The 23,640-nt window shown below is 37.7% G+C and carries 22 protein-coding genes; 13 read left to right on the top strand and 9 right to left on the bottom strand.

Annotation, left to right across the window (positions count from 1 at the left end; translation table 11 throughout):
* The first annotated feature begins 48 nt into the window (after positions 1-48).
* Positions 49-729, top strand: a complete 681-nt coding sequence (locus KHA96_RS08950) for a response regulator transcription factor (protein ID WP_213128968.1) — start codon at positions 49-51, stop codon at positions 727-729.
* Positions 726-1,799 carry a sensor histidine kinase gene (locus KHA96_RS08955; protein ID WP_213128969.1) on the top strand — a complete coding sequence of 358 codons (1,074 nt, stop codon included), beginning with the start codon at positions 726-728 and terminating at the stop codon, positions 1,797-1,799. The genes KHA96_RS08950 and KHA96_RS08955 overlap by 4 nt, the downstream gene beginning before the upstream one ends.
* Before the next feature lie 62 nt (positions 1,800-1,861).
* Here the strand turns inward: KHA96_RS08955 and KHA96_RS08960 are convergent, their stop codons facing one another.
* The 3 genes from KHA96_RS08960 to KHA96_RS08970 all read right to left on the bottom strand — a co-directional run bounded on the left by KHA96_RS08960 (position 1,862) and on the right by KHA96_RS08970 (position 5,687).
* Positions 1,862-2,911, bottom strand: a complete 1,050-nt coding sequence (locus KHA96_RS08960) for a hypothetical protein (protein ID WP_213128970.1) — start codon at positions 2,909-2,911, stop codon at positions 1,862-1,864.
* 170 nt (positions 2,912-3,081) lie between these two features.
* Positions 3,082-3,636: a DJ-1/PfpI family protein gene (locus tag KHA96_RS08965; protein WP_213128971.1), complete on the bottom strand. Its 555-nt coding sequence runs from the start codon at positions 3,634-3,636 to the stop codon at positions 3,082-3,084.
* Between the two features lie 1,172 nt (positions 3,637-4,808).
* The gene (locus tag KHA96_RS08970; protein WP_213128972.1) at positions 4,809-5,687 is read right to left on the bottom strand and encodes an alpha/beta fold hydrolase; all 879 of its coding nucleotides are present in this window, start codon (positions 5,685-5,687) and stop codon (positions 4,809-4,811) included.
* A 476-nt stretch (positions 5,688-6,163) separates the two neighbouring features.
* Between KHA96_RS08970 and KHA96_RS08975 the strand changes: the two genes are divergently transcribed.
* From KHA96_RS08975 to KHA96_RS08985, 3 genes are all read left to right on the top strand, one after another.
* Positions 6,164-6,436, top strand: coding sequence for an alpha/beta fold hydrolase (locus KHA96_RS08975; RefSeq protein ID WP_213128973.1), 273 nt, complete (start codon positions 6,164-6,166; stop codon positions 6,434-6,436).
* 20 nt (positions 6,437-6,456) lie between these two features.
* Positions 6,457-6,561: a hypothetical protein gene (locus KHA96_RS23500; RefSeq protein WP_481748227.1), complete on the top strand. Its 105-nt coding sequence runs from the start codon at positions 6,457-6,459 to the stop codon at positions 6,559-6,561.
* 72 nt (positions 6,562-6,633) lie between these two features.
* Positions 6,634-6,843 carry a hypothetical protein gene (locus KHA96_RS08985; RefSeq protein ID WP_213128974.1) on the top strand — a complete coding sequence of 70 codons (210 nt, stop codon included), beginning with the start codon at positions 6,634-6,636 and terminating at the stop codon, positions 6,841-6,843.
* A 47-nt stretch (positions 6,844-6,890) separates the two neighbouring features.
* Here the strand turns inward: KHA96_RS08985 and nspC are convergent, their stop codons facing one another.
* Together nspC and KHA96_RS08995 are read right to left on the bottom strand one after the other, a co-directional pair.
* Positions 6,891-8,018 (bottom strand): carboxynorspermidine decarboxylase, encoded by a 1,128-nt coding sequence (nspC, locus tag KHA96_RS08990; protein WP_213128975.1) that lies wholly within the window; start codon positions 8,016-8,018, stop codon positions 6,891-6,893.
* 1 nt (position 8,019) lies between these two features.
* Positions 8,020-9,258, bottom strand: a complete 1,239-nt coding sequence (locus tag KHA96_RS08995) for a saccharopine dehydrogenase family protein (protein ID WP_213128976.1) — start codon at positions 9,256-9,258, stop codon at positions 8,020-8,022.
* Positions 9,259-10,003: 745 nt separating this feature from the next.
* Between KHA96_RS08995 and KHA96_RS09000 the strand changes: the two genes are divergently transcribed.
* The 3 genes from KHA96_RS09000 to KHA96_RS09010 all read left to right on the top strand — a co-directional run bounded on the left by KHA96_RS09000 (position 10,004) and on the right by KHA96_RS09010 (position 15,257).
* Complete coding sequence (locus tag KHA96_RS09000; protein WP_213128977.1) at positions 10,004-12,292, top strand: ABC transporter ATP-binding protein; 2,289 nt, start codon at positions 10,004-10,006, stop codon at positions 12,290-12,292.
* Complete coding sequence (locus KHA96_RS09005; RefSeq protein ID WP_213128978.1) at positions 12,293-12,850, top strand: DUF1854 domain-containing protein; 558 nt, start codon at positions 12,293-12,295, stop codon at positions 12,848-12,850.
* A gap of 199 nt (positions 12,851-13,049) precedes the next feature.
* Positions 13,050-15,257, top strand: a complete 2,208-nt coding sequence (locus KHA96_RS09010) for an ABC transporter ATP-binding protein (protein ID WP_213128979.1) — start codon at positions 13,050-13,052, stop codon at positions 15,255-15,257.
* 319 nt (positions 15,258-15,576) lie between these two features.
* Here the strand turns inward: KHA96_RS09010 and KHA96_RS09015 are convergent, their stop codons facing one another.
* The 3 genes from KHA96_RS09015 to KHA96_RS09025 form a co-directional block, all read right to left on the bottom strand.
* Complete coding sequence (locus KHA96_RS09015) at positions 15,577-15,948, bottom strand: hypothetical protein (RefSeq protein ID WP_213128980.1); 372 nt, start codon at positions 15,946-15,948, stop codon at positions 15,577-15,579.
* Positions 15,949-15,972: 24 nt separating this feature from the next.
* Positions 15,973-16,488, bottom strand: coding sequence for an acyl-CoA thioesterase (locus KHA96_RS09020; protein WP_213128981.1), 516 nt, complete (start codon positions 16,486-16,488; stop codon positions 15,973-15,975).
* A 177-nt stretch (positions 16,489-16,665) separates the two neighbouring features.
* Positions 16,666-17,541 (bottom strand): LysR family transcriptional regulator, encoded by an 876-nt coding sequence (locus tag KHA96_RS09025; protein WP_213129888.1) that lies wholly within the window; start codon positions 17,539-17,541, stop codon positions 16,666-16,668.
* 377 nt (positions 17,542-17,918) lie between these two features.
* Between KHA96_RS09025 and KHA96_RS09030 the strand changes: the two genes are divergently transcribed.
* From KHA96_RS09030 to KHA96_RS09050, 5 genes are read left to right on the top strand one after another with little or no spacing between them, the layout of a single operon-like run.
* Positions 17,919-19,556, top strand: coding sequence for an AAA family ATPase (locus KHA96_RS09030; protein WP_213128982.1), 1,638 nt, complete (start codon positions 17,919-17,921; stop codon positions 19,554-19,556).
* 22 nt (positions 19,557-19,578) lie between these two features.
* Complete coding sequence (locus KHA96_RS09035; protein ID WP_213128983.1) at positions 19,579-20,025, top strand: DUF1257 domain-containing protein; 447 nt, start codon at positions 19,579-19,581, stop codon at positions 20,023-20,025.
* Between the two features lie 12 nt (positions 20,026-20,037).
* Complete coding sequence (locus tag KHA96_RS09040) at positions 20,038-20,250, top strand: DUF2997 domain-containing protein (RefSeq protein WP_213128984.1); 213 nt, start codon at positions 20,038-20,040, stop codon at positions 20,248-20,250.
* Positions 20,251-20,253: 3 nt separating this feature from the next.
* Complete coding sequence (locus KHA96_RS09045; RefSeq protein ID WP_213128985.1) at positions 20,254-20,958, top strand: ComEA family DNA-binding protein; 705 nt, start codon at positions 20,254-20,256, stop codon at positions 20,956-20,958.
* A complete protein-coding gene (locus tag KHA96_RS09050; RefSeq protein ID WP_213128986.1) occupies positions 20,958-21,578 on the top strand; it encodes a 4Fe-4S single cluster domain-containing protein in 621 nt (206 codons plus the stop codon). Before KHA96_RS09045 ends, KHA96_RS09050 begins: the two co-directional genes overlap by 1 nt.
* Positions 21,579-21,672: 94 nt before the next feature.
* Here the strand turns inward: KHA96_RS09050 and nagE are convergent, their stop codons facing one another.
* A complete protein-coding gene (gene nagE / locus KHA96_RS09055; RefSeq protein WP_213128987.1) occupies positions 21,673-23,556 on the bottom strand; it encodes an N-acetylglucosamine-specific PTS transporter subunit IIBC in 1,884 nt (627 codons plus the stop codon).
* Positions 23,557-23,640: the final 84 nt, after the last annotated feature.

Genomic DNA, 23,640 nt, shown 5'->3' on the forward strand with positions numbered 1-23,640 from the left:
GATGAATAAGTGACCTTTCAATTTTAAAATTCTAAAGGAATGATATTGTTGGCAAAAATACTAATCGTAGATGATGACGAACATATCCGTGAATTACTTCATGTTCTTCTTTCTAAAGAAGGTTTTTCGATCATAGGTGCAGCAAACGGCAAAGAAGCCTTAAGCTTACTGGAGACTAATAAAGTTGATCTGATCATCCTAGATATTATGATGCCTCATATGGATGGCTGGACATTTTGTCATGAAATTCGCACCTATTATTCCGATACACTTCCGATCTTAATGCTAACAGCAAAAGGAGAGACCGCCCAAAAGGTAAAAGGATTTGAATTGGGGACAGATGATTATATGGTAAAGCCTTTTGCTGCAGCTGAGCTAATTGCACGAGTCAAAGCATTACTGAAACGATATCAAATTGTGGTCGCCAATCAAATTGAAATTGGGAATGTCGTGATTGATCGGGCTTCTTATAAAGTCTCATTTGGAAATCATGAGCTGACTTTACCCCTTAAAGAATTTGAGTTATTGTTCAAATTGGCTACACATCATCAGAAGACTTTCTCACGTGAACAATTAATAGAAGATATATGGGGATACGATTATGAAGGTGACGAAAGGACTGTTGACGTTCACATTAAACGCTTGCGCCAACGGTTTTCCCATCAAGATTGTCCATTTAAAATTACAACAATCCGCGGACTTGGTTATCGTTTGGAGGTGTTGGATTGAAGCTGCCTGAAATCATGAAACGAATATTGGGTATATGCGCTGTTACATTATCATTACTTTTATGCTGGTCTTCAGCCTATTGGCTTACAGATTGGTTTTATAACATCATTCATTACTTGCCTCATGAATTCACAAGACAGTTAATCAACTCTATCTTAGGATTTTTTCTGTTTGGATGCTTTGTTTTTTTCATAACAAATATAAAATGGGTGAAGGAACGCCAAGAGAAGAGCTTGCATCCCCTTATTCATGCGATGAAAATGATGGCAGAAGGAAATTTTAATATTGATCTGTCTTTTTATAATACGCAATTAAAAGATCGTAATCATCCTTATTATAAAATTGTTGAAAGCATCAATCATATGGCAAACAAGCTTGGAGAAATGGAAGAAATGCGACAAGAATTTATTTCAAATGTCTCCCATGAAATCCAGTCTCCTCTAACGTCGATTAGTGGATTCGCCCATGCGTTGAAAAATGATGACTTAAGCTCAGCTGATCGCGGTCATTACTTGGAAATTATTGAGATGGAGAGCAATCGGCTTTCAAAATTGAGCGAAAATTTATTAAAGCTCACTTCATTAGAATCTGAACATATTCCTTTTGAAATAAAAGAATATCGATTAGACTATCAGCTGCGTCGAATCATCCTTGCTAATGAACCGCAATGGGCAGAAAAAAACATTCATATGGACATCTCTCTAGATAAATTAGTCATCGCCGCGGACGAGGCCTTAATGGATCAAGTGTGGATTAATCTACTTCATAACAGTATAAAATTCACTCCGAAAGCAGGGACTATCACAGTTAAAGCAATCGAAAAGGATGATGACCATTTATTCGTAAAGATTAGCGATACAGGAATTGGCATGAACAAAGATGCCGTTATGCGCATGTTCGAACGTTTCTATAAATCCGACTTATCTAGAAATCGGGATTCAGGAGGCAATGGGCTTGGTTTGTCCATTGTCAAAAAAATAATCGATTTGCACAAAGGTATTATCCGCGTTGAAAGTGAGATTGGGAGAGGAACCGATATATCTATTACATTAAATAAGACATTTAGCTGAAATAGATTAACTTCTATATTTGAAACAGAGCCTCAAAATAAGACTCTGTTTCATCATCTCTATTATTGCAGATAATCCAATATCTCTTTTATAACAATCAATGCTTTTTTCTCTAAACTCATTAATTCTGTAACAAGAAAAACGCATCGTTCTTTCTCTATCAATTCAAAGACGGGCGGCTCCTCATACGGATACATGTTATTTAACGTTATAAATCTTAATGATATTTCGTTATATAGTGTTATCCCTTCATCTATCAGCTTCGGATTGATAAAGGTAAATTTCTCCTTGATCTCTGACAAGAATTGAACCACGTGTTGCCTTCCTTCATTTAAGATCTCTACGAAAAGACTAAAATAATATCGATTAAGTTCATTCGAATCTATTGCGGTTAGCCAACGTTCATAAGCTTTTTGCCCAACGAAGTACAATTGGCCTTCCCTATTGTAAATCCCCTTCTCATTCAATCTAATTACAAATTCAAGTGCATCTTTCAATGCCAGTTGCTCATCAGCCGCTTCAATCGGATTAGCTGTATGTAGAGAGAGAAGACCGCTAGTCAGTTCTGCATATTCAGAATCCTTGCGAGAATTTACGCAGTGAGTGCAAGGACAAAGTCCGAGACCGAGTGCGTCCCAAGGGATCACATCCTCGCTATGTTCATATCCGGTATGCCATGATTTTGTATAATATCCTATGTCATCATAAGCATAAATAACGGATGTTTGGTTTCTTATATCAATATTTTTGGCAAATACAGGCTGTTTAGAACGAATTGCCGTTTTTGCTTTCTCCCATGCTTTTCTTTGTAAGTTTTTAAAATTCTCTCCTTCAGCATAAACATGAAATCCAGTAATCTCTATTCCAAGATTACGTGCCAGCTTAAAAACCTCAGGCTCAGACGGCTCAATATTAGGCTTAGCCATCTTTTCATCAAGTATATGTAAAAAAGCATAGCCGGTCATCCCGTAAATCCAAGCTGCCGTTAAGGGGAGCTGGTAATAATCAGCAACAGACTTAATGGCGCCAATTAATGAGGCATCTAACCCACTAAATGTATAATTTTCTAAGCTTACCAACTTACTTGATTCCACGACTGAATCATCTCGCATAAGCTCACCTCCATGCTTCTTTAAATTTTGCAAAAATAAGAGAACCGTTTTTCAACGCTCAGTTTAGATGAAATGCATAAAAAGCTAGGCAAGATTCGTATTTTGCCTAGCCTCTCTTCATATCACTTCTTTCCAGTCGACTTTCCTCAGAAAAACATGCATCATTTCTATCATTTATCTAATAAACGTATAAACTCACGCATAAATCCAGGCAGATCGGGCCAAGCATGACCGGATACAAGATTTTCGTGAACGTGCAAATGTTCGTCAATATATTGTGCACCACAAGCTTTTACATCTGGCTTGCAGGCGATGTATGCCGTATATTCTCTCCCTTTCATCAAATCTGGTACAACGGAGAGCACCTGCGCTGCATGGCAGATTGCTCCAACAGGCTTATTTTCCTCAAAAAAATGCCGGACAATAGCTGGAACCGATTCATCCAATCTTATATATTCTGGTGCTCGTCCCCCAGGTATGATGAGACCATCATACTCAGATGGATCCACATCTGCGAATGCGACATGGGAATCTAGACCATAAGCAGGCTTTTCGACATATGTTTCCGTTCCTTCTACAAAATCATGGCTCACTGTATAAAGCTTTTTGACAGAGGGCGAAGCGATGATGGTTTCGAACCCTTCCTCCAAACAACGATAATAAGGATAGAACACTTCCAGAGCCTCTACAGCATCCCCGGTTATGATCAACACTTTTTTACTCATGAACATACCTCCATAATCAAATTTAGTCGTTCAAGAATTATGTTATCGCTCGATGGTGTCACATAATATGTATTCCACAATAATAAGGAATAACCTTCAAGGTTTCACTCACTTTTTAATTATTCTGGCGATCGTGATGAATAAACCTAATATTATTTTTATATGTAGAACCATTATTTCTAATTAGAAGTTTGGTATTTTAAGGATGTCTGGCTTTTTCTATTTGTACAACTTGCTAGGCTGGTTGTATTTACAATTATTTCTGGCCGCTCCTGCTGAGATGCTGGATGCGATCATCGTTTTTAATGGAAGTCTTTTCATCCTTTTCCGATTTGTGCGCAGGTTATGGTGAGGATTGCTATCGTAATTCAATGTACTGAATAATTCCCAATTATCCGGTTAAAATAAAAGCAGAATTTTGCATAATGATTTACCAAAAGCAGCAAATATTCATAAGGCAGTAATAACTATTTATAAGTGATAACGGAGGGAATAATATGGTTAAAGACTCGAACGCACACAAGGAAAAAATAAAAGGGGAAGATAAGAGGCCAGATGAACAAAAAGAGAAAAAAGGAAGATCTAATGCTCGAGGTGGAAGGAATTAAAGTTTATCTGTTTTTATGATATAGCCGAGAACACTTGTGATTTCAATCATGAGATGAATCGGCTTCGAATCGGGCGTGATTTCATATCACGTTAACGATTCGACATATGCCAAAATGCAGATTGCATATAGACCCTGGATAATCGTAACTCAATCACAAAAAGGTGCTAACATATGGTACATTGATATTTAAAGAGTTCCATGAGTTAAATTGAAAAGGTTCACTGTATTCATAGCCCCTCTATGCTATGTGCAGTGAACCTTAAAATGATTGGAAATAATCCCACTTACTTGTTTTCACTTATTATGAGCCGTTAATTGTGTTCCACTTATGCGGCCAATAATACAACCCCATCCTCGTTCTTTGCACAGTGGCACCACTTGTCCAGTATTGATTGAAAAAATGCCCCGACCACTTTTCAATAGCTCTTTCGCAATAAATGCGTTCCTTCTTAATTCATCGAGTATATTATTAAATTTTATTTCCCATTTTAGTACAGCAAGGATTCATGCTGGAACTGTCATTATTCTAAAATAGATAGATAAAGATAAGTTTTCTATCTAACTAGTAATGGACAGTTAAAAAGTCAATAATATCCTTGTTGATTTTTACCAAATGTTCTTCTGATGGGAAGTGTCCCATATTATAATCTTTAAACTCCAATAAATTCGGGATGATTTCTTTGGCGGCTTTTTTCACTTTCCTTTTGGGGAAAAATACATCTTTTTCTCCTGCAATAATTAAAGTAGGTGAATTGTAATTTGCCAATTCTTTCGCCACTGTTAACTTAGGCATATCCTGTTCAAGTTTGATGTATTTGAATATATCGCCAATAATCTTTTTATCTATTTCTTTCATACTATTATCGGACATAATGCTAGTAATTTTCTGTAGATATTTTTCTGAGGAAGTCATATTAAATAGGATTAAAGGAAGAAGTATATCTTTTATCATTCTAATTTTTGAACCTAGGCTTATTCCTGATGGTGACACTAAGATGGAACAATCAATTTTGTCTGGTAAAAATGCAGCCAACCTTAAAATAATTCCGGCACCGTAGGAAGGACCGATAAATGCACAATGATCAATATGAAAATGTTCCATTAGCTCCTTTATCCATAAAGCAAAACTATGATCTTTAGCTGAAATTCTATTTTCATCACTGTATCCAGGATGACCGATTGTATCTGGTGCGTAAATTCGATACTTGTTCATTAGTGGTAAAAACCATGAAAATGTCATTGGATTTATACAATTTCCACCTTGAAATATAAAAATGGGCTTTCCTTCTTTAGGACCTGCTGTAAGAACATGAGTTTTGCCATAATACGTCTCAACATATGTGCGTTCGACATCAACATTAAATGATTTTACATAGTCTTCGTAATGTTTAATAATCATTGTTTTCCCATCTGTTCTTTTATAAATGGTTCCCTTTTTCATTGTGGCACCCCAATCAAATTTGCTGTTATCCCTTTTAGTCTAATATGGAAACTACAAAAATAAAAGGGCAGAAAAATATCATCCTCTTTACTATTAAAAGTTATATTTATACGGTCTTGGAAACGATCCGTTCATTTCTGCCATTTTAGCAAAAGAAGTGGGGGAAGAGAGAAGTAGAAGCACTTATAAAATAACATACATGAAAAGTTCAAATGGTGTGATGTATGTTCACCATGGTTGTTATGCATTGCACTTATTATTCCAACTAATTCTAAAAAAGGTTCCACAAAAACATAGACGGAGAATGGATATCTGAAAAAACATAAAAGCCTTAATCATCTTTATTCAGGGTCGATGATATCTTATTCATATATGGAAGTATATTAAAAGAATTGTGGTGTAAATATGTCCTATTTAGTATTTGATGATAGAGAAAAACATTCCTATTATGATAGCTATGACCGATCACTCATACAATGGAATGCGGAAACGGAAAGTTTGTATATGATACAACATATGGAAAAACACATGTGATTACATGGGGATCAGAAGCCGCCCCTCCTTATGTTTTAATTCATGGTATGACGGTAAGCCCTACTATGTGGTTTGCCAATATACCTGAATGGAGTCAGCACTTTAGCTTATTTGCGATTGTTGTGATGGGGGACTTTGGAAAAAGTGAATATACGAGCCAATCACTTCTCCTGAACATATTGATAGGTGGGTATATGGAATACTTGATGGATTAAATCTAAATGATATTTATCTAGTGGGTCACTCAATGGGAGGCTGGATTTCTTTGCAATTCAGTTTAAATTCCAGCCGTGTAAAGAAATTGGTTTTGCTTGCCCCCATTATGAGTTTATTTAATTGAATGTTTGCCTAATAAGCAAAATGTTCCTGATGAAATCCTGTATCAACAATTTTACAAAGGATATAACCAAAAGTGTTTGAAAGGGAAGTATTAGAACGATTGCCCCCTGATATGCTTGTGCTAATTGGCGAGCAAGAAGTCGTCTATTCATCTACTAAAAAAGCCATTGAAGATGCAAGCAGTTTTTCAAAAATAAAAGCAAAGTTGATTTCAAATTGTCCTCATTGTCTTCTTGCTGAACAAAAAGAGGTTTTAGATCGTTTAATTAAAGAATTTTTATAAAAGAACCAGCTTCCTGTTTCGGAAACTGGTTCTTTAAAAGTATTGTCCTACGCCAATCTCATCTTAAAATCCTGATAGCCAAACTCGTGGACAACCTCGTAATCTCCACTTTTATCTTTTACAACAATCGCGGGCAATGCCATGCCGTTAAAAGTAGTATTTTTTACCATCGAATAAATGGCCATGTCCTCGAAAACGAGTCGATCTCCGCTTTTTAATGGCTCGTCGAATGAATAGTCGCCGATTACGTCGCCCGCAAGGCATGTTTGCCCGCCAAGTCGATATGTGAATGGTTTTTCTCCAGCTTCTCCTGACTTTTGAAGTGGAGGACGATAAGGCATCTCTAATACATCCGGCATATGGCATGTGGCTGAAGTATCCAGTATAGCGATCTTTATTCCGTTTTCAAGTGTATCTAAGACCGTCGTGACTAGGAAACCAGCATTAAGCGCGACAGCTTCCCCTGGTTCGACATATACTTCTAACCCATACTTGTCTTGCATTCTCTTAATGCATTTTTCGAGTAATGGAATATCATAATCTTCTCTCGTAATATGGTGCCCGCCGCCGAAGTTGATCCATTCCATTTGTGAAAGCCATGGACCAAACTTTTCCTCCACGGCATTCAACGTTGTTTCCAAGTCGTCAGAGTTTTGCTGGCACAGTGTGTGGAAATGCAGACCAGAAATGCCTTCAAGCAAGTCGGGACGGAAATGTTCCTTTTTTACGCCGAATCTTGAACCAGGTGAACAAGGGTCATAGATGGCGTGCCCAACTTGTGTAGAGCATTCAGGATTAATGCGCAGACCCACTTTTTTTCCGGCTTTTAGAACTTTCTCTTTAAACTTTTCAACCTGTGAAAAGGAGTTGAAGATGATATGGTCACAGATTTCTACGATTTCATCCATTTCATCCTCACGATAGGCAGGGGAAAAGACGTGATTTTCTTTCCCCATTTCTTCGTAGCCTAATCGTGCCTCGTACAATCCGCTAGCTGTTGCACCGTTTAAATATTGTCCAATCAATGGGTATAGTTTAAACATTGAAAACGCCTTTTGAGCTAGAATAATCTTGCATCCTGTACGTTCCATGACTCCGTGCAAGATTTTTAGATTTTTTTCAAGTAAATCTTCATCGACTATATAGCTAGGTGTTGGGAGTTCTTCAAAGCGCATCTTATCGAACTAGCTCCAACTCTTTTTCTTTAATAGACTCATTGTCTACAAGCTCTGGATTAAAGTCTTCTTGCCATGGAAGTCCCCATTTGTTCAATGCATCCATGAATGGATCTGGATCGAATTCTTCAATATTGTATACGCCTGGTTTGTTCCACTTTCCAGTCATGACCATCATGGCTCCGATCATGGCAGGGACACCTGTTGTGTAGGACACTGCTTGAGATCCTACTTCTTTGTAGCATTCTTCATGGTCACACACATTGTATACATAGTATGTTTTTTCTTTACCGTCTTTTTTGCCTCTAAAAATACAGCCGATGTTCGTTTTACCTTTTGTGCGTGGTCCAAGAGAAGCTGGATCAGGCAATACTGCTTTCAAAAACTGAAGTGGAATAATTTGTTTTCCTTCAAATTCAATGGGCTCGATCGAAGTCATTCCCACATTTTCAAGACACTTTAAGTGTGTAAGATAGCTTTGACCGAATGTCATGAAGAAGCGGATGCGCTTAATCCCAGGGATGTTGACTGCTAGGGATTCAAGCTCTTCGTGGTATAACAAATACATGTCTTTCTCACCAATTTCAGGAAAGTTATACACGCGTTTGATTTCCATCGGCTGCGTTTCAATCCATTCGCCATTTTCCCAGTACCTTCCGTTTGCAGAAACTTCACGAATATTGATTTCAGGGTTAAAATTCGTTGCAAATGGATAGCCATGGTCTCCAGCGTTGCAGTCAAGAATATCGATATAATTAATTTCATCAAAATGATGTTTTAAGGCATAAGCCGAGAATACACCTGTTACACCTGGATCGAAGCCACTTCCTAAAAGGGCTGTAATTCCAGCTTTTTCAAAGCGCTCGCGGTATTCCCATTGCCATTTATATTCAAATTTTGCCGTATCCTCCGGCTCATAGTTCGCCGTATCCATATAGTGTGTTTTCGTTGCAAGGCAAGCATCCATAATCGTTAAATCTTGATATGGCAAAGCCAAATTCATAACGATATCTGGTTTTACTTCTTCGATTAATGCAATTAACTCCTCTACATTATCTGCGTCAACTTGTGCTGTTGTAATTTTCGTTTTGCCGCCATCAAGTTTCGCTTTTAAAGCATCACATTTTGACTTTGTACGACTTGCGATGCAAATTTCTTCAAATACCTCACTGTTTTGAACACATTTGTGAATAGCAACGGATGCCACTCCTCCACAACCGATAATAAGTGCTTTTCCCATTTTTTCTTCCCCCTACTAAATAGATTTGGTGGTACTTAGAGAAATTCATCCCTACAGGTTGCGAAACGACAAAAAAGCAAGTGAAATGACGCATAAACGCGCACAACACTTGCTTTAGATACAATATCAAATATAAAAAAGGCACACGCATACATATGAACAAAAGCCATACGTATACATCTTCCATAAAATTCCATTATGGCAGATAGCTTTTTCCTATTCAATATTCCATCATGAGATCAGAGTCTATATAGCAAATAATTACTTTTGACACTCTTATTGACCGTTTCACAAGTTGTGTGCATATGCACTGGTTGTAAAGTAACCAACTTATAAAAGTTGAGCTTTTAACTCAATCAATAAGGCAACGAAAGTCGCCAATCGGCATTTGACCCGGCTGTCCGTATGGCCTTAACTTCCTAAAGAAGTGGTCAAAACATTATCTGCTTGGAAAGACCCTAGAATATTGAATAGCAGCTTTCCAAAATAATTCTTTTTTAGATTAACAACATGTTGTGAAAATATCAATAGAAATTATTAAAAAAATCTTCCTAACGCAATATTTTTATTAGCAAAATTTCTAAAAGGTCACGTTCAATTAGTAAGGTCAAAAAAATTTAGACAATTCGATTATCAGTCTTACTTTCACAGCTGTTATGTGATATTTTAAATAGACTGATAAAATATTATGAACGTGAATGGTTCCTGACATCTCGTTCGATGTGAGGTGCATGATTGAAAGGGTATGAAAAAACTACCAGAAGAATTGAAGGCTTTATTGTCGGAAAAAGGCTTAGTAAATGAAAATATTATTGATTGGATGTTCTGTGACCGGGGCATTGATGGTGGTTTTGTCGATACATATTTAGCTCTTACGAAGGATTCGCTTTTTCGATTATCTAACGATAATGAAAAAAAAGAGGAAAGGGTTTTTAAAGGATATCAGGTAGTTAATAAGAAAAAAAAGATTTCAAGTTTTATAGAACCTGACAAATTCAAAGTAGAAAAATTTAGCCTTGAAGAAATTGAGAGTGCTTACACGGTGAATCTTATTGCTTCCGGACTTCTTGTTATAAAGAATCCCGAGGAAAAGGCAATTGCGGCGATGACAAATGGATATATGAGTGATGCAACAAAATTTATATCTACTTTCACGAAACTAAAAAATAATGAAACGATTGACATGCACGGAACGGATGAAACAAACAAAAATGCCTGCCCAAAATGTGGGATGATTTATCCAGAAGAAGGACGTCAAGTTTGTCCGAAATGTTTAAAAAAAGGTGCTATTTTTGGCAGGCTGCTAGGATTTACTACAAATCATAAGTGGTCTATATTCTTCATCATTTTTTTCATGCTGCTAAATTCAGCGACTGGACTCGTCATCCCTTACTTCCAAGGGACAGTATTATTTGACCAAGCATTAGGAGGAACGGGACCTTTTGCAGGTAAAATTGCCCTCGTCATTATAATTATCATCGTTTTCCGAACATTGTCCCTCTTTTTCGGAATCCTATTCGGTGTCATTAATGCTAAGATGGCTGCGAATATTGTATTTGATCTAAAATCGAATATTTTTACATCTATGCAGAGGTTGTCCTTATCGTTTTTTCAAAAAAGACAAACCGGGCAATTGATGACGAGAGTGAATGATGATGCGAATGAGCTGCAATTTTTCTTTGTTGATGGTATTCCGTATTTTGTTGTAAATGCCATAAATATTTTAGGGGTAACAGCCATTCTACTTATCATGGATTGGAAGCTTACACTTATTTGTTTAATTCCACTTCCTTTTGTCGTCCTCTTAATTCGTTGGGTTTTTCCAAAATTATGGCGGATGTCGTGGAAAAGGCATAGAAGAGCGAGTGCTATGAACTCCATCATTAGTGACACGGTGCGTAGTGCAAGAATTGTGAAGGCATTTGGAAAAGAAAAGATGGAGGTTAATCGATTCCAAGGAGCAAATGTTTCTTTTTCTAATGCGGAACAAAGATTTAACAAGATGAGCAGCACGATTTTTCCTATTATTAACATGTTAACGCAAATTGGCGGAGTATTGATTTGGGCATTTGGCGGTTGGCGAGTAATGGGTGGAGAAATGACGTTCGGGGAAATCATGACATTCATTACGTATATTTACATGCTATTTGGTCCCATTCAATTTATGAATAATATAGCAGGCTGGTGGTCTTACTGTATGGCAGCGGCACAGCGAATCTTTGAAATTCAGGATGCTGTTCCGGAAGTGACCGAAAAAGAAGATGCTCTACAATTAGAAAGGCTTAGAGGGGACATCTCAATATCCAACATCCACTTTAATTATGAGCCGAATAAACCAATACTGCAGGACGTTTCTTTAGTTGCAAAACAAGGTCAGATGATTGGTATTGTTGGACCTTCAGGAGCGGGTAAATCGACACTCGTAAACTTAATTTCACGGCTTTACGATGTGAATGAAGGTGAAATAAAGATAGATGGCATCAATGTAAAAGATTTAGCAGCCGATACGCTGCGAAGTAATATTGGAATTGTGTCGCAGGAAGTGTATGTATTCATCGGAACGATCGCGGAAAACATTGCGTATGCGAATCCAGATTGCTCACTTGAAGAAATTATTTATGCAGCTAAAATTGCGAATGCCCATGATTTTATTGAGAATCTTCCAGAAGGCTATGATACGGTCGTAGGCACTGGGGGCTACAATTTATCAGGTGGCGAGAAGCAGCGGATTTCGATTGCTAGAGCGATTTTGCATGATCCGAAAATATTAATACTTGATGAGGCTACTGCCTCATTAGACACGAAAACGGAATTGCAAATTCAGGAAGCATTGGAATCATTGGCTGAGGGCAGGACAACAATCGCAATTGCTCATCGATTATCCACATTGCGAAATGCAGATTACTTATATGTAATGGAAGATGGGAAGGTTGTTGAAGAAGGAACTCATGATGAGCTTATGAATAAAGACGCGAAATACGCTGGCATGGTGAAAAAGCATGAAGAAGCTTTAAAGATGAAAGAGGCGATTTAGATGACTAAGCTGGACTTAGACCACAGTAGTCATGGATTGGGAGAAGCGAAATCAGATCTAGCAGAAGCGGCTAAAATGAATTACTTAACAACGGATAATGCCATGTTTTTGGAGACGGAAGGACATATGCTCACGATTCGCGTGGATGGGAAAGTATTCCCCGCTGTTTATTTACATTGTTCCTTTCCTCATATGAATAATAGAATATTTATTTCTGTAAGAACAGGAGAGAAAGAAGAAATCGGCATCATTAAGTCGTTAGATGAGTTTCCAAGTGAAATTGTTAGTTTGCTAGAAGAACACATAAACCTGCGCTATTTTGCTCCTGAAATTACTAAAATCAATAAAATAAACGAAGAATTCGGCTATTCTTATTGGGACACTGAAACAAGCTCAGGAAATTGCTATTTTACCGTTCGTTCCGGCAGAGGAAACGTTACTGTCGTTACGACTAATAGGGTATTAATCACTGATGTTGACGGAAACCGATTTATTATTAAAGACGTAGCTGCATTAACAGATAAAGAATATCGAATGGTAGAAATGTTAATGTCGTAAAGAAAAACGGGACTCTAGTTTAACAATTACCGATTTTTTAAGACCGTTGAGTGGAGCGGATGACCAGCACCTGGAGCTGAAATCAGTACTAAGGTTTTATTTAAAAAAGGTTTTTCCATATATCGTGAGGGGTTGCTAGTTGCCTGGAGTGGAAATCAGCCACACATTACATAGATCCATTTTTTAAAAGGGAGTTATTATGAACTTAAACTATGAACTTTCAAATCAAGATCGGTTGGCTGTTCAACAAGAGATTGGGGAAAGCATTCATTATTGTGTACCTGCTGATTTATCTCTTACTGGACGAAGAACGTTAGGATACTTTGTGATTGGTGATGAAAAGTGGGCCTATGTTCAAGCTGGAAAGGTGAAAGAAAATGGTCTTATAGCGGAGGCACATGACTACAAAGTTATTCCGCTAGTTGGGAATGCCATTCTTGAAGCGACTGATGAGCTTGGTAAAAGAATCATTGTACGAGTTTCGATGGAACATGTGGCTCGACTTTCCTATATTGCCCAAATATTAAACTATATGGCTGCGAAAAGTGAAATTCGAATCTACAATGAAGAGGAAGAACGTGTATGCTCTAATTGTGGTAGCAGGCTCCATCAAAGTACAAGAGTTTGTCCAAAGTGTATGAATAAAGCAGCAGTAATAAAAAGATTACTAGGTGTGTCTAAATCACATTGGCGAATGCTTGTGTTAGGATTAGTCATTTTATTTATTACTTCAGCCGTCACTTTATTAGGACCATATTTTCAAAAGCTGCTTGTCAATTCCTCGCTTCAGCCACCAGAAGGGCAGAGCCCAAACCTGACTATGTTTTTTATTGCGATTGGAGGAATTTTATTTTCACTAGTCGGAGGCGAACTTTTAAATGTAGCAAAAGGCCGGGTGATGGCTACAGTAGGTTCAACCATTGCGGCAGATTTACGAAAGCTAGTGTATGAAAAAATTCAAAATCTTTCACTTGGCTTTTTAACATCGCAAAGAGCGGGCGACCTTATGAACCGCGTAACATCAGACACGAATCGAATTAGAAGGCTGATTGAAGAGGTCTTTACAACGGCTATTTATCAGATGATCATGCTCATTGCCGTGACGATCCTTTTATTAATGACTGATTGGCGTTTAGCATTAATTGTGCTATTGCCTGCTCCGTTTGTCGCCTACTTGCAATTTATGACTTGGCGCGTGATCGTCAGGCGACTTTTTACAAAACAATGGAAAATATTTGATAGGGCAAACTCTTATCTTCACGATGTATTAAGCGGGATTAGAGTGGTCAAAACATTTGGTAAGGAAAAGCGCGAAATAAAGCGGTTTAGACAATATAATACGGATTATGCGGGTGCAGCATTTAAAGCGGAAAAAGTATATGCTATTTTAACCCCTATCTCAACGTATTTACTCCAGATTAGTACGTATTTTGTATTATTAGTAGGGTGTAATATGATTTTAAAAGGCAATCTCAACCTCGGCGAACTTGTTCAATTCACAGGTTATGCAAGCATGATTTTTGGACCGCTCGCCTGGATGATGAATATGCCAAGATGGATCGCAAATGCAGTCATTGCCATTGACCGTATTTTTTCTGTCATTGATGAAGATCCGGAGATTTTCGATAAGGATACATCTGTTCAGCATTCCATCCGAGGTACGATTCGATTTAATGATGTTACATTTGGTTATAAGTCGTATGAACCGGTTTTAAAGCATATTAATTTTGAGATACAACCTGGGGAAATGATTGGGCTTGTCGGGCATTCCGGCTCAGGTAAATCAACGCTCATTAATTTAGTTTCTCGTTTCTATGATATAAATGAAGGGGAAATCCTAATTGATGGGATCGATATAAGGACGATCAAGCAGGAAGAGCTGCGTTCACAAATAGGTGTAGTCCTCCAAGAAACGATGCTGTTTAGAGGTTCCATTATGGAAAACATTCGTTATTCCAAGCCAGAAGCAACGATGGAAGAAGTGATTCAGGCGGCTAGGATTGCAAATGCACATGATTTTATCATTAAATTACCGGATGGATATGATACGAGATTAGAAGAGAACGGCAATAATATTTCGGGAGGAGAGCGGCAACGAATTACGATAGCTCGTGCAGTACTCCATAATCCACGCATCCTCATTTTGGACGAAGCAACCGCCTCTCTTGATATCGACACTGAAACAGCGATTCAAGAAGCGCTGCAAAGGATCACGAAGAATCGAACGACGATCGCCATTGCACACAGGCTTTCTACCTTAAAGAATGCTGATCGCCTGTTTGTCCTTCATAAAGGTGAAATTGCTGAGATTGGAACTCATCAAGAACTGATGGAAAGACAAGGAATCTATTATGGCTTAATTATGGCTCAGCGAAATATGACGAAAACGAAGGCGAAAACAGGTTAAATAGGGGTTTATGAAATATAATAAAAAGGCTGACGCTTTCGTCGGCCTTTTTTAACGACAGCCCTCATAATGCGTAATTTTAGCGGAATAATAGTACCGGATCTAAAGTAGTGATGGTTGGAAACAATTCACGGCCTTGTACAATATATTGAACGAATCATTTTACTATTTATTATTAATAGAGCGATAGGATAAATGTGCTATTTTCATGCGACAGATGAAAATAAACGTTCGACAATATAAAAAGATCCTAAAGAAAAGTTCTCTAGGATCTTTTTGATCTATATAATAATATTCCCTACTCTTAGGCAATACTTAATTAGCGAATCAAAGTGGGACCTACTAATACTCTTGGGTTTGTACCTAGTGCCAATTTACTAATATTTACGTAGCTTATTTCCCGATACTTAGTTAGGATTTGTTTTAGTTCTTGGAATCTGCTGTCGGTTTTTAATTTCTCAATTTCCTGTCTATAGACAGACAGTACATAATCGTCTTGGGATGTTGGATAGAAATTACTTGGATCTTCATCCATAAGCAAGGCGCCCATGAATTGATAACCATATTGAAGTTGTCGAGTAAGCTGGATGACGTTAATGAACTTTTGAAATAAAGTGGGTTTTGTTTGATTTAATTTCTCAATTTCTTGTTTAGTGTCTAATAATTCGTTTAAGCATGGTGCTACAAGCATGTTTGTTCTCCTTTCAAAAAGTGGTTAATCCCAAGGCTTATCCAATACAAGATGGGATACAAGCTCCTTATTTTGATGCCTTTTTAACTTCCTTATCTTTTCACGTTCTTTTCCAGTTTCAAAAAGATATTTTTCCTCTTCGGTTTCTGGAATAATATCTGGTACTTCAATCGGTCGTTTATTATCATCTAGTGGAACAAAGGTGAGGAAGGCTGTAGTGGCGATTCTACGTTCACCCGTCTCCAGATCCTCCGCAATAACCTTGCAGAAAATTTCCATCGATGTTTTTCCTGTATAACTTACAAATGATTCGATACAGACGGAATCACTTTGTCTGATTGGCTCTATAAAATTGACAGAATCGGTTGAAGCGGTGACGCATTCTTTCACCCTTGAATGTCTACGGGCAGAAAGGGTGGCACATGCATCCATCTTTTTCATTAAGACTCCGCCGAATAATGTATGATAATTGTTCAAATCATTAATTAGAACTTGATCGGTTTGAACTACGCGTGTTTCTTTCATTTTTTTGTTTTCCATGATGATATCACCCTTTTGTAAAGATGTATTCGTGAATGTGGTGATGTAACTTTTCACAACGGTAATTATAGTTCTGTTGATTAAGGATGTACAATGCCAATCCTACATAGGTTTCATAACGATTTAACATGAAAGCGGTTATAGAAAAATAAAATAAAACTCCTGCGCAAAGGAGCTTTACTTTGAATTGGATGAATGGAGATTTGTAAGTTTTGATTTAGCAAAGTGGATAAATTCCTTAGCAATCTGCGATAAATACGTATCTTTTTTCCAAATTAGGGCTAAGTTCCACTCGATTGTTGGATTAGTAATGGTGATAGTATGTAAATGGCTTGCCAGTTCAGCGCATGTACTTTCCGGTAATAATGTAATCCCAAGATTAGAAGCAACCATCTCTTCAATAAAATCTAATTGTGATGTTTCTGAAATTATGTTTGGTTGAAATCCTGTTTCCCGGCAGGCAGATAAAATTAAATTTCTTAGCTCAAATTCTTGATTAAACATTATGAATTTTTCCTTTTTTAGTGCCTCCAGTGTCACTTCTTCTTTTTTAACGAGAGAATGGGAGAGAGGAACAACAAGTTTTAAATTCTCATTAATGAATGAATAGTAGTCAAGCTGACTGTGATCTTCAGGAAGAACGATTACACCTAGATCTAGTCGATTGTCGATAATCTTTTCCTCAATTAGTTTTGACCCATCCTCTTCTAACTGGAACGTCACGTCAGGATATTCAGTATGGAAGGAAGCGAGAAGCTCAGAAAAAAAGAATGAATTAGTAATCGTAGGCAACCCGATGCGTATACGTCCTTTTTTTGGAGTGAGCAAGTTGCCAAGCTCGGTTTTGAGCAAATCTACTTGCTTTACAATGATGTGTGCATGTTTGTTCAGGACGTGGCCTGCATCCGTTAGGATGATCTTTTTTCGCGAACGGACGAAAAGTGGTGTGCCTAATTCCTCCTCCAATGATTTTATAATTCTGCTAAGTGCAGGTTGTGTAATATATAAGTTTTCAGCCGCCTCGGTAAAACTGCCGGTTCGGGCTACTTCCATAAAATACTCTATGTATGTCGTTTTCAATATGTTCAACACCTTTGTATACAGAAAGTGATTTTACCTAGTTTATCATATACGAAAAAATAAGGTGAATTTTGAAAGCGAAAAGCCTTAAGGCTTTCTTTGTATATAGATCCGAGCCGCTAATTCCTTCCTCTTTTATAAAAAATCTATGACGAGCTTGGGTTTCCAAGCTCGTTTTGAATAATTGGCAGCTTATTCTCATTTTATATTAAATACCATATAGATCATATAAAACCTATGAACAGATAGTCTTTGTTCATAGGTTTTAATATAATATAGGTTAAAGAGAACAGAAACAGATTATTTGAACAAGTATATAATGAATGAATATATGAAAAGGGGTTTGAAAAATGGAAAAAAAGATTGATAGAGAAAGGTTAATGGCTAATTTATTTAAGGCGCGTTTTCCATTTCTTTATATATCGACGTGGGAAGAGGAAAGAGCACTTTCTCTCATTCAATCAATTGCTTCCAACCAAGAATTAATTAAGACGCAAAGAAAAGTGTTGACATGGAAGCTAACGACAGGATTTGAGGGAGAAGAAACTGGGAAATCAGGTACAAGATCGGCGATTAAAGCTTTAGAAATGATTGAAAGTTATCAAAGTCCTGCCATTTTCGTACTTCAAGACTTTCATATATTTTTCGGTGATGAAAGGCGTCAGCCAGATCATCAAGTTACCCGCAAATTAAGGGATATTAGCTTTAAATTAAAGCGCAGCCCCATTCCGAAAAACGTTGTATTTCTTTCTCCGGTTTTATTATTGCCGCATGATCTTGAGAAGGATATCACAATATTTGACTTTAACCTGCCTACCTTTAATGAAATCAAACAAATACTGGAAGAAATGATAGCTGTTAATAAGCAAAGCGGTCGAATTGAAATAAGCCTCAATGAAGAGGAAAAAGAAAAACTTGTAAATGCTGCACTAGGACTAACTTTATCTGAGGCTGAAAATGCGTTTGCCCGAGCAATGGTGGACGATGGAAAACTTTCCATCGATGATGTAGATGTCGTGCTTGGCGAAAAAGAACAAATCATTAAAAAGACGGAAATTCTTGAGTTTGTTAATAATCGTTTAAATATGGAGGATGTAGGTGGGCTGGAAAATTTAAAAAGATGGCTGCGAAAAAGAAATAAGTCATGGCTCGAATCAGCACAAAAATATGGCCTTCCCGCTCCAAAGGGTGTATTGATTACAGGTGTGCCTGGTTGCGGTAAAAGTCTTATCAGCAAAGCGATAAGCGAGATGTGGCAGCTCCCTTTATTACGGCTCGACATCGGAAAAATTTTTAGCGGGCTTGTTGGCAGCAGTGAAGAGAATATGAGAAAAGCAGTTCAAACGGCAGAAGCAATCGCTCCTTCAATATTATGGATCGATGAGATCGAAAAAGGTTTTAGCGGAGTAAATTCTTCTGGAGACGGAGGAACAACATCTAGAATTTTTGGTCATTTTCTAACGTGGATGCAAGAAAAGGAAAAGCCTGTGTTTGTTATTGCAACCGCAAATAATATTTCTAGCTTGCCTACTGAATTATTGCGCAAAGGGCGATTTGACGAAATATTCTTTGTCGATTTGCCGACACATCGGGAAAGAATTGAGATATTCCGAGTTCATTTAGAGAAAAGGTTAAAAGATCCTGCCATTTATGGTGATTTTCATATAAATCAAGACACTCTTAATAGACTTGCTAGCTTGACAGAAGGATTTGTCGGTGCTGAAATTGAACAAGTAGTCATTAATGGGTTATTTGAAGCATTTTACGAAGATCGAAGTGTTACATTACATGATTTCGAAAAAATATGTAAACAATTTATCCCATTGTCGGTCACGCAAGCGGAGCATATAAAAAGTATTCGTGACTGGGCAAATGTTAGAGCTGTAGCGGCAACTCCGTTTGAAGATCGATCAGAATATAGTGAAAGTGTTGAAACAGCTGATAGCGATATTAGTACATCACGCGGTGGCCGCACGATTGATTTTTAGAAAGAAAGGTGGATGAAGCTCTATGAGTATTGAACTCGTCCTCATACCAGTAGGGATTGTCGTCATACAAGCAGCTAGTTCATTAATTGAGAAAAAAGAAGGGAATACATATAGCATCCAAACGGTAATGAAGCGGCAGCATCTATTGCAAAAGGCGGTACAACAATATGGCTGCAACGTATCTGAAATAAACGAAAACGACTACTTGACGGAAGTGGGAGACATTAAAATCTTTTTCCGACAGAATGAAAAGGGGATATTTGAAGCGATATTTGATGAAAGTGTCAAAAAAGAGGACGCTGTGGAATTTATTGATAACCTGCATACCGAATATAAATATCTAATTCAGCAAGAGACGTACGAAAGACTAATGCAGCAGGCACATGAAAAAGGCCTTTCGTTGGAGTCAGAAGAAATTCAGCAAGACCGCTCTATTCTTTTAACCTTTAATATAAATCAATTCGATTGATAGGTGGGTAAAATGAACGATAAAAAGCTAACAATCAAAATTACAGAAGACGGGAAAATATTCGCTGAGACGATAGGGATTAAAGGCGCGGAATGCATGGAATACATTGAGCTTTTAGAGGAGCTGCTTGATGCGCAAATTGTTGATTCTGCGTATACGGCAGAATACTATGAAACAGAAAGGCGGATAACTCTCCAAAACGAGCAGTTCATTAAGGAGGAATAAAGTATGGCAATTACCAATAAAGGAAAGGCATGGGAACTAAGGAATTCGATCTGGATGCTTTGGGCGATTTTTTCATTCGGATTTTTGAATTATATTTCGTTTTTTTATACAGCGTATCGGGTGAAACAGAGGAAGTGGTTTATTGCCGGTATTATATATTCATTAATATTAATTATGAATATGGTTGTAACTGAAATTGTTTCAAAAGATCACTGGGTTTACGATCTATCAATGGCTACTTTTCTATTTGGTTGGATTTTTTCAGTTTTCCACGTATATAAAATCAGGGCAGAGTACTTATTAAGGCTCGAAGCGAGGATCACATCCGGACAAAAGGAAAAAGAAATTCAATCTTTGAAAGAGCAAATTAAACGAGAATATAGTGGAATTGAACCATTCCATCATGCGAATGACGATTCGAAGGAAACTTTAATTCAAACGAATCATGAAGAAGAAATGGGTATTATTGATATTAATACAGCTACGGAAGAAGAGATTGCTAGAGTACCGGGAATAGGTGCTTTATTTGCAAAAAAAGTAGTAGAAGCAAGGGACAAGGAAAATGGTTTTACTTCTTTTGACCACTTTGCACAAGTCATGTCCATCAAACCGCACCTTATTGCAAAGATCAAGCCTCATCTTGCTTTTCCTGAAAAACCAAAATTGAAAATTTCGGAGCGAGCCGAAGGAAGAATTGTGGATTTCTAATGGAACTAGTGATACATCGATATTTACCTCATACTACTGTAGAAGGACCAGGCAAAAGGTTTTGTCTATGGGTACAAGGATGTTCAATTCGTTGTGAAGGATGCGGCATTCCTTGGACATGGTCTAAGAAAAGTGGCAAAACAATGAAAGTCGAAGAGCTTTTTAGAGAAATTAAAAAAAGCAAGGATGAAAATAATATAGAAGGTGTGACATTCTTGGGAGGCGAACCGTTTGATCAAGCGGAAGCTCTTGGGGAGTTGGCTCTTTTAGTCAAAAACCTTGGATTAACAGTCATGACATTTTCAGGCTACTTGTATGAAGATTTGCAAAAAAGAAACGCTGCCCTAAATCTACTTGCCAACACTGATTTATTAATTGATGGGCCATTCATAAAAGATAAGCTGGACTTAAGCCGTCCATGGGTTGGATCTTCAAATCAAAGATATCATTTTTTGACTGCCTCCTATAAGCATTTAGAAAATAACTTAATGACAATCGGGAATAAAATTGAAATTCGCATTGGTGAAGATGGATCTGTGTCAGTCAATGGAATGGCAACACAACAAACATTAAGTGAGTTATTTGATAGGAAGGAATTTAGAAAAATAAAAAGCAAGTAATTGGTATTATTATAGAAACTCATTAAATTTAACGGCATCATCTAATAAGATTTCGAACGAGACCGCTTGGTTTAAGGCCAAGCGGTCTCGTACATTAATCTATTGTAATAACACCTTCACTGCCTTGCTTTACACTGCCTTGTTTCTTTACATTCAGCTTCGTTAAATTTGTAAAAATAACCGGAGTAATCTCTGATGTTGCATTGTTTTTGATGTAATCTAGATCAAATGTAAGAATTTCTTGACCCTTTGATACACGGTCGCCTTCTTTTACATGAGAGGTAAAGCCTTCTCCTTTGAGGTTTACGGTATCAACTCCTACATGGATTAGGAATTCATATCCTTGTTTTGATCTGATTCCAATGGCATGCTTTGTCGGGAATACACTTAAAATTTCTCCGTCAACCGGGGAGACGACCTTTCCATTTTCCGGGATAATCGCAAATCCATCTCCCATCATTTTCTCGGAAAAGACCTGATCTGGAACATCTGTTATTGGAATCACTTCTCCCGTAATAGGCATAACAAAATCATTTTCTTTTATTGGTAAAAGGCTATTCGTATCAACAGGATCATCACAAGACTCAGATTCGGTAAACTTCACATGATCCATATCCATCTTCTTCATAGCGTCCGCTACGAATTCCACATCAGTTCCGACAACGACTTGTAAATTTGTTTTGCTTAATTTCGATATTCCTTTGGCGCCATGCGCTTTTAAAGAGCTATCCTGCACCTTATCCATATCTCTTATATTGAGACGGAGGCGGGTTGTACAGTTATCGATAGCCGTAATATTATCTCGGCCGCCTAGATCTTGGATGAATTGATATGCCATCCGCTCATATTTATTACCAGTCGGACTTACAATATCATCCTCTTCAATAATCTCTTCATCCTCACGCCCCGGAGTTTTAAGATTTAACGCTTTAATTAAAAGATAGAAAATGATGAAATAGACAGCCGCGTATATGAGCCCAATTAATAATAGGAGCCATGGTTTTGTTGCGATATTAAAGTTTAGTAAATAATCAATGCCGCCTGCTGAAAATGTAAAGCCGTCTTTTATTCCAAGTGTCGTCGTCAGCCATAATGATATTCCTGTTAAAACGGCGTGAACTCCGTATAAAAGCGGCGCTACATACATGAAGGAAAATTCAATCGGTTCTGTAATCCCTGTTATAAAGGAAGTAAGTGCGAGACTGATAAACATCCCAAAAACGGCTTTCCTTCGCTCCGGTTTTGCTGCTGCAATAATGGCAAAAGCGGCCGCTGGAAGTCCAAACATCATGACTGGGAAGAACCCTGTCATGTACGTTCCAGCTGATGGGTCCCCAGCAAAAAATCTTGCAATGTCTCCTGTTTTTTCGTTAAATTCACCAAATTGGAACCAAAATAAATTATTTAATACGTGGTGAAGGCCAAGTGGAATGAGCAATCGATTGAAAAACCCGAATAGTCCTGCTCCTGCAGCACCAAGGCCAATAATCCAGTTTCCTAAACCATCGATGGCATTTTGAATGGGCGGCCATCCAAATCCAGCAATAAACGCCAATACAACCATAACGAGAGAAGTAATGATCGGTACAAAGCGGCGTCCGCCAAAGAATCCAAGCCAATCGGGCAGCTTTATATCGTGAAAGCGATTATATAAAGAACCTGCGATGATACCGGCAATAATCCCGCCAAGAACTCCCATATTAATTGTTTCGTTTAGTGCCTTTGCGCCTTCAGTCAGTACTAAATAACCGATAGCGCCCGCTAAAGCAGCGGCTCCATTACTATCCTTAGCGAAGCCAATCGCGACTCCAATGGCAAATATTAAGGCTAAATTATCAAAAACGGCGTTTCCAGAGTTGGCAAGAAACGGAATGTCCAATAAATCAGGTTGTCCAAAACGCAAAAGCAAACCTGCCGCTGGCAAAACCGCAATTGGAAGCATTAATGCTTTACCAATCCGTTGTAAAAATCCTAACATAAATGATTCTCCTCCTATTTTAGTATGTATTGAAAGCTCTAATCAGTAGGTATGTCATTTCTTTACCCCAATTCCCTATTTAAT

It is taken from the genome of Bacillus sp. FJAT-49711 (assembly GCF_018343715.1).
Taxonomy (GTDB): Bacteria; Bacillota; Bacilli; order Bacillales; family Bacillaceae_C; genus Lederbergia.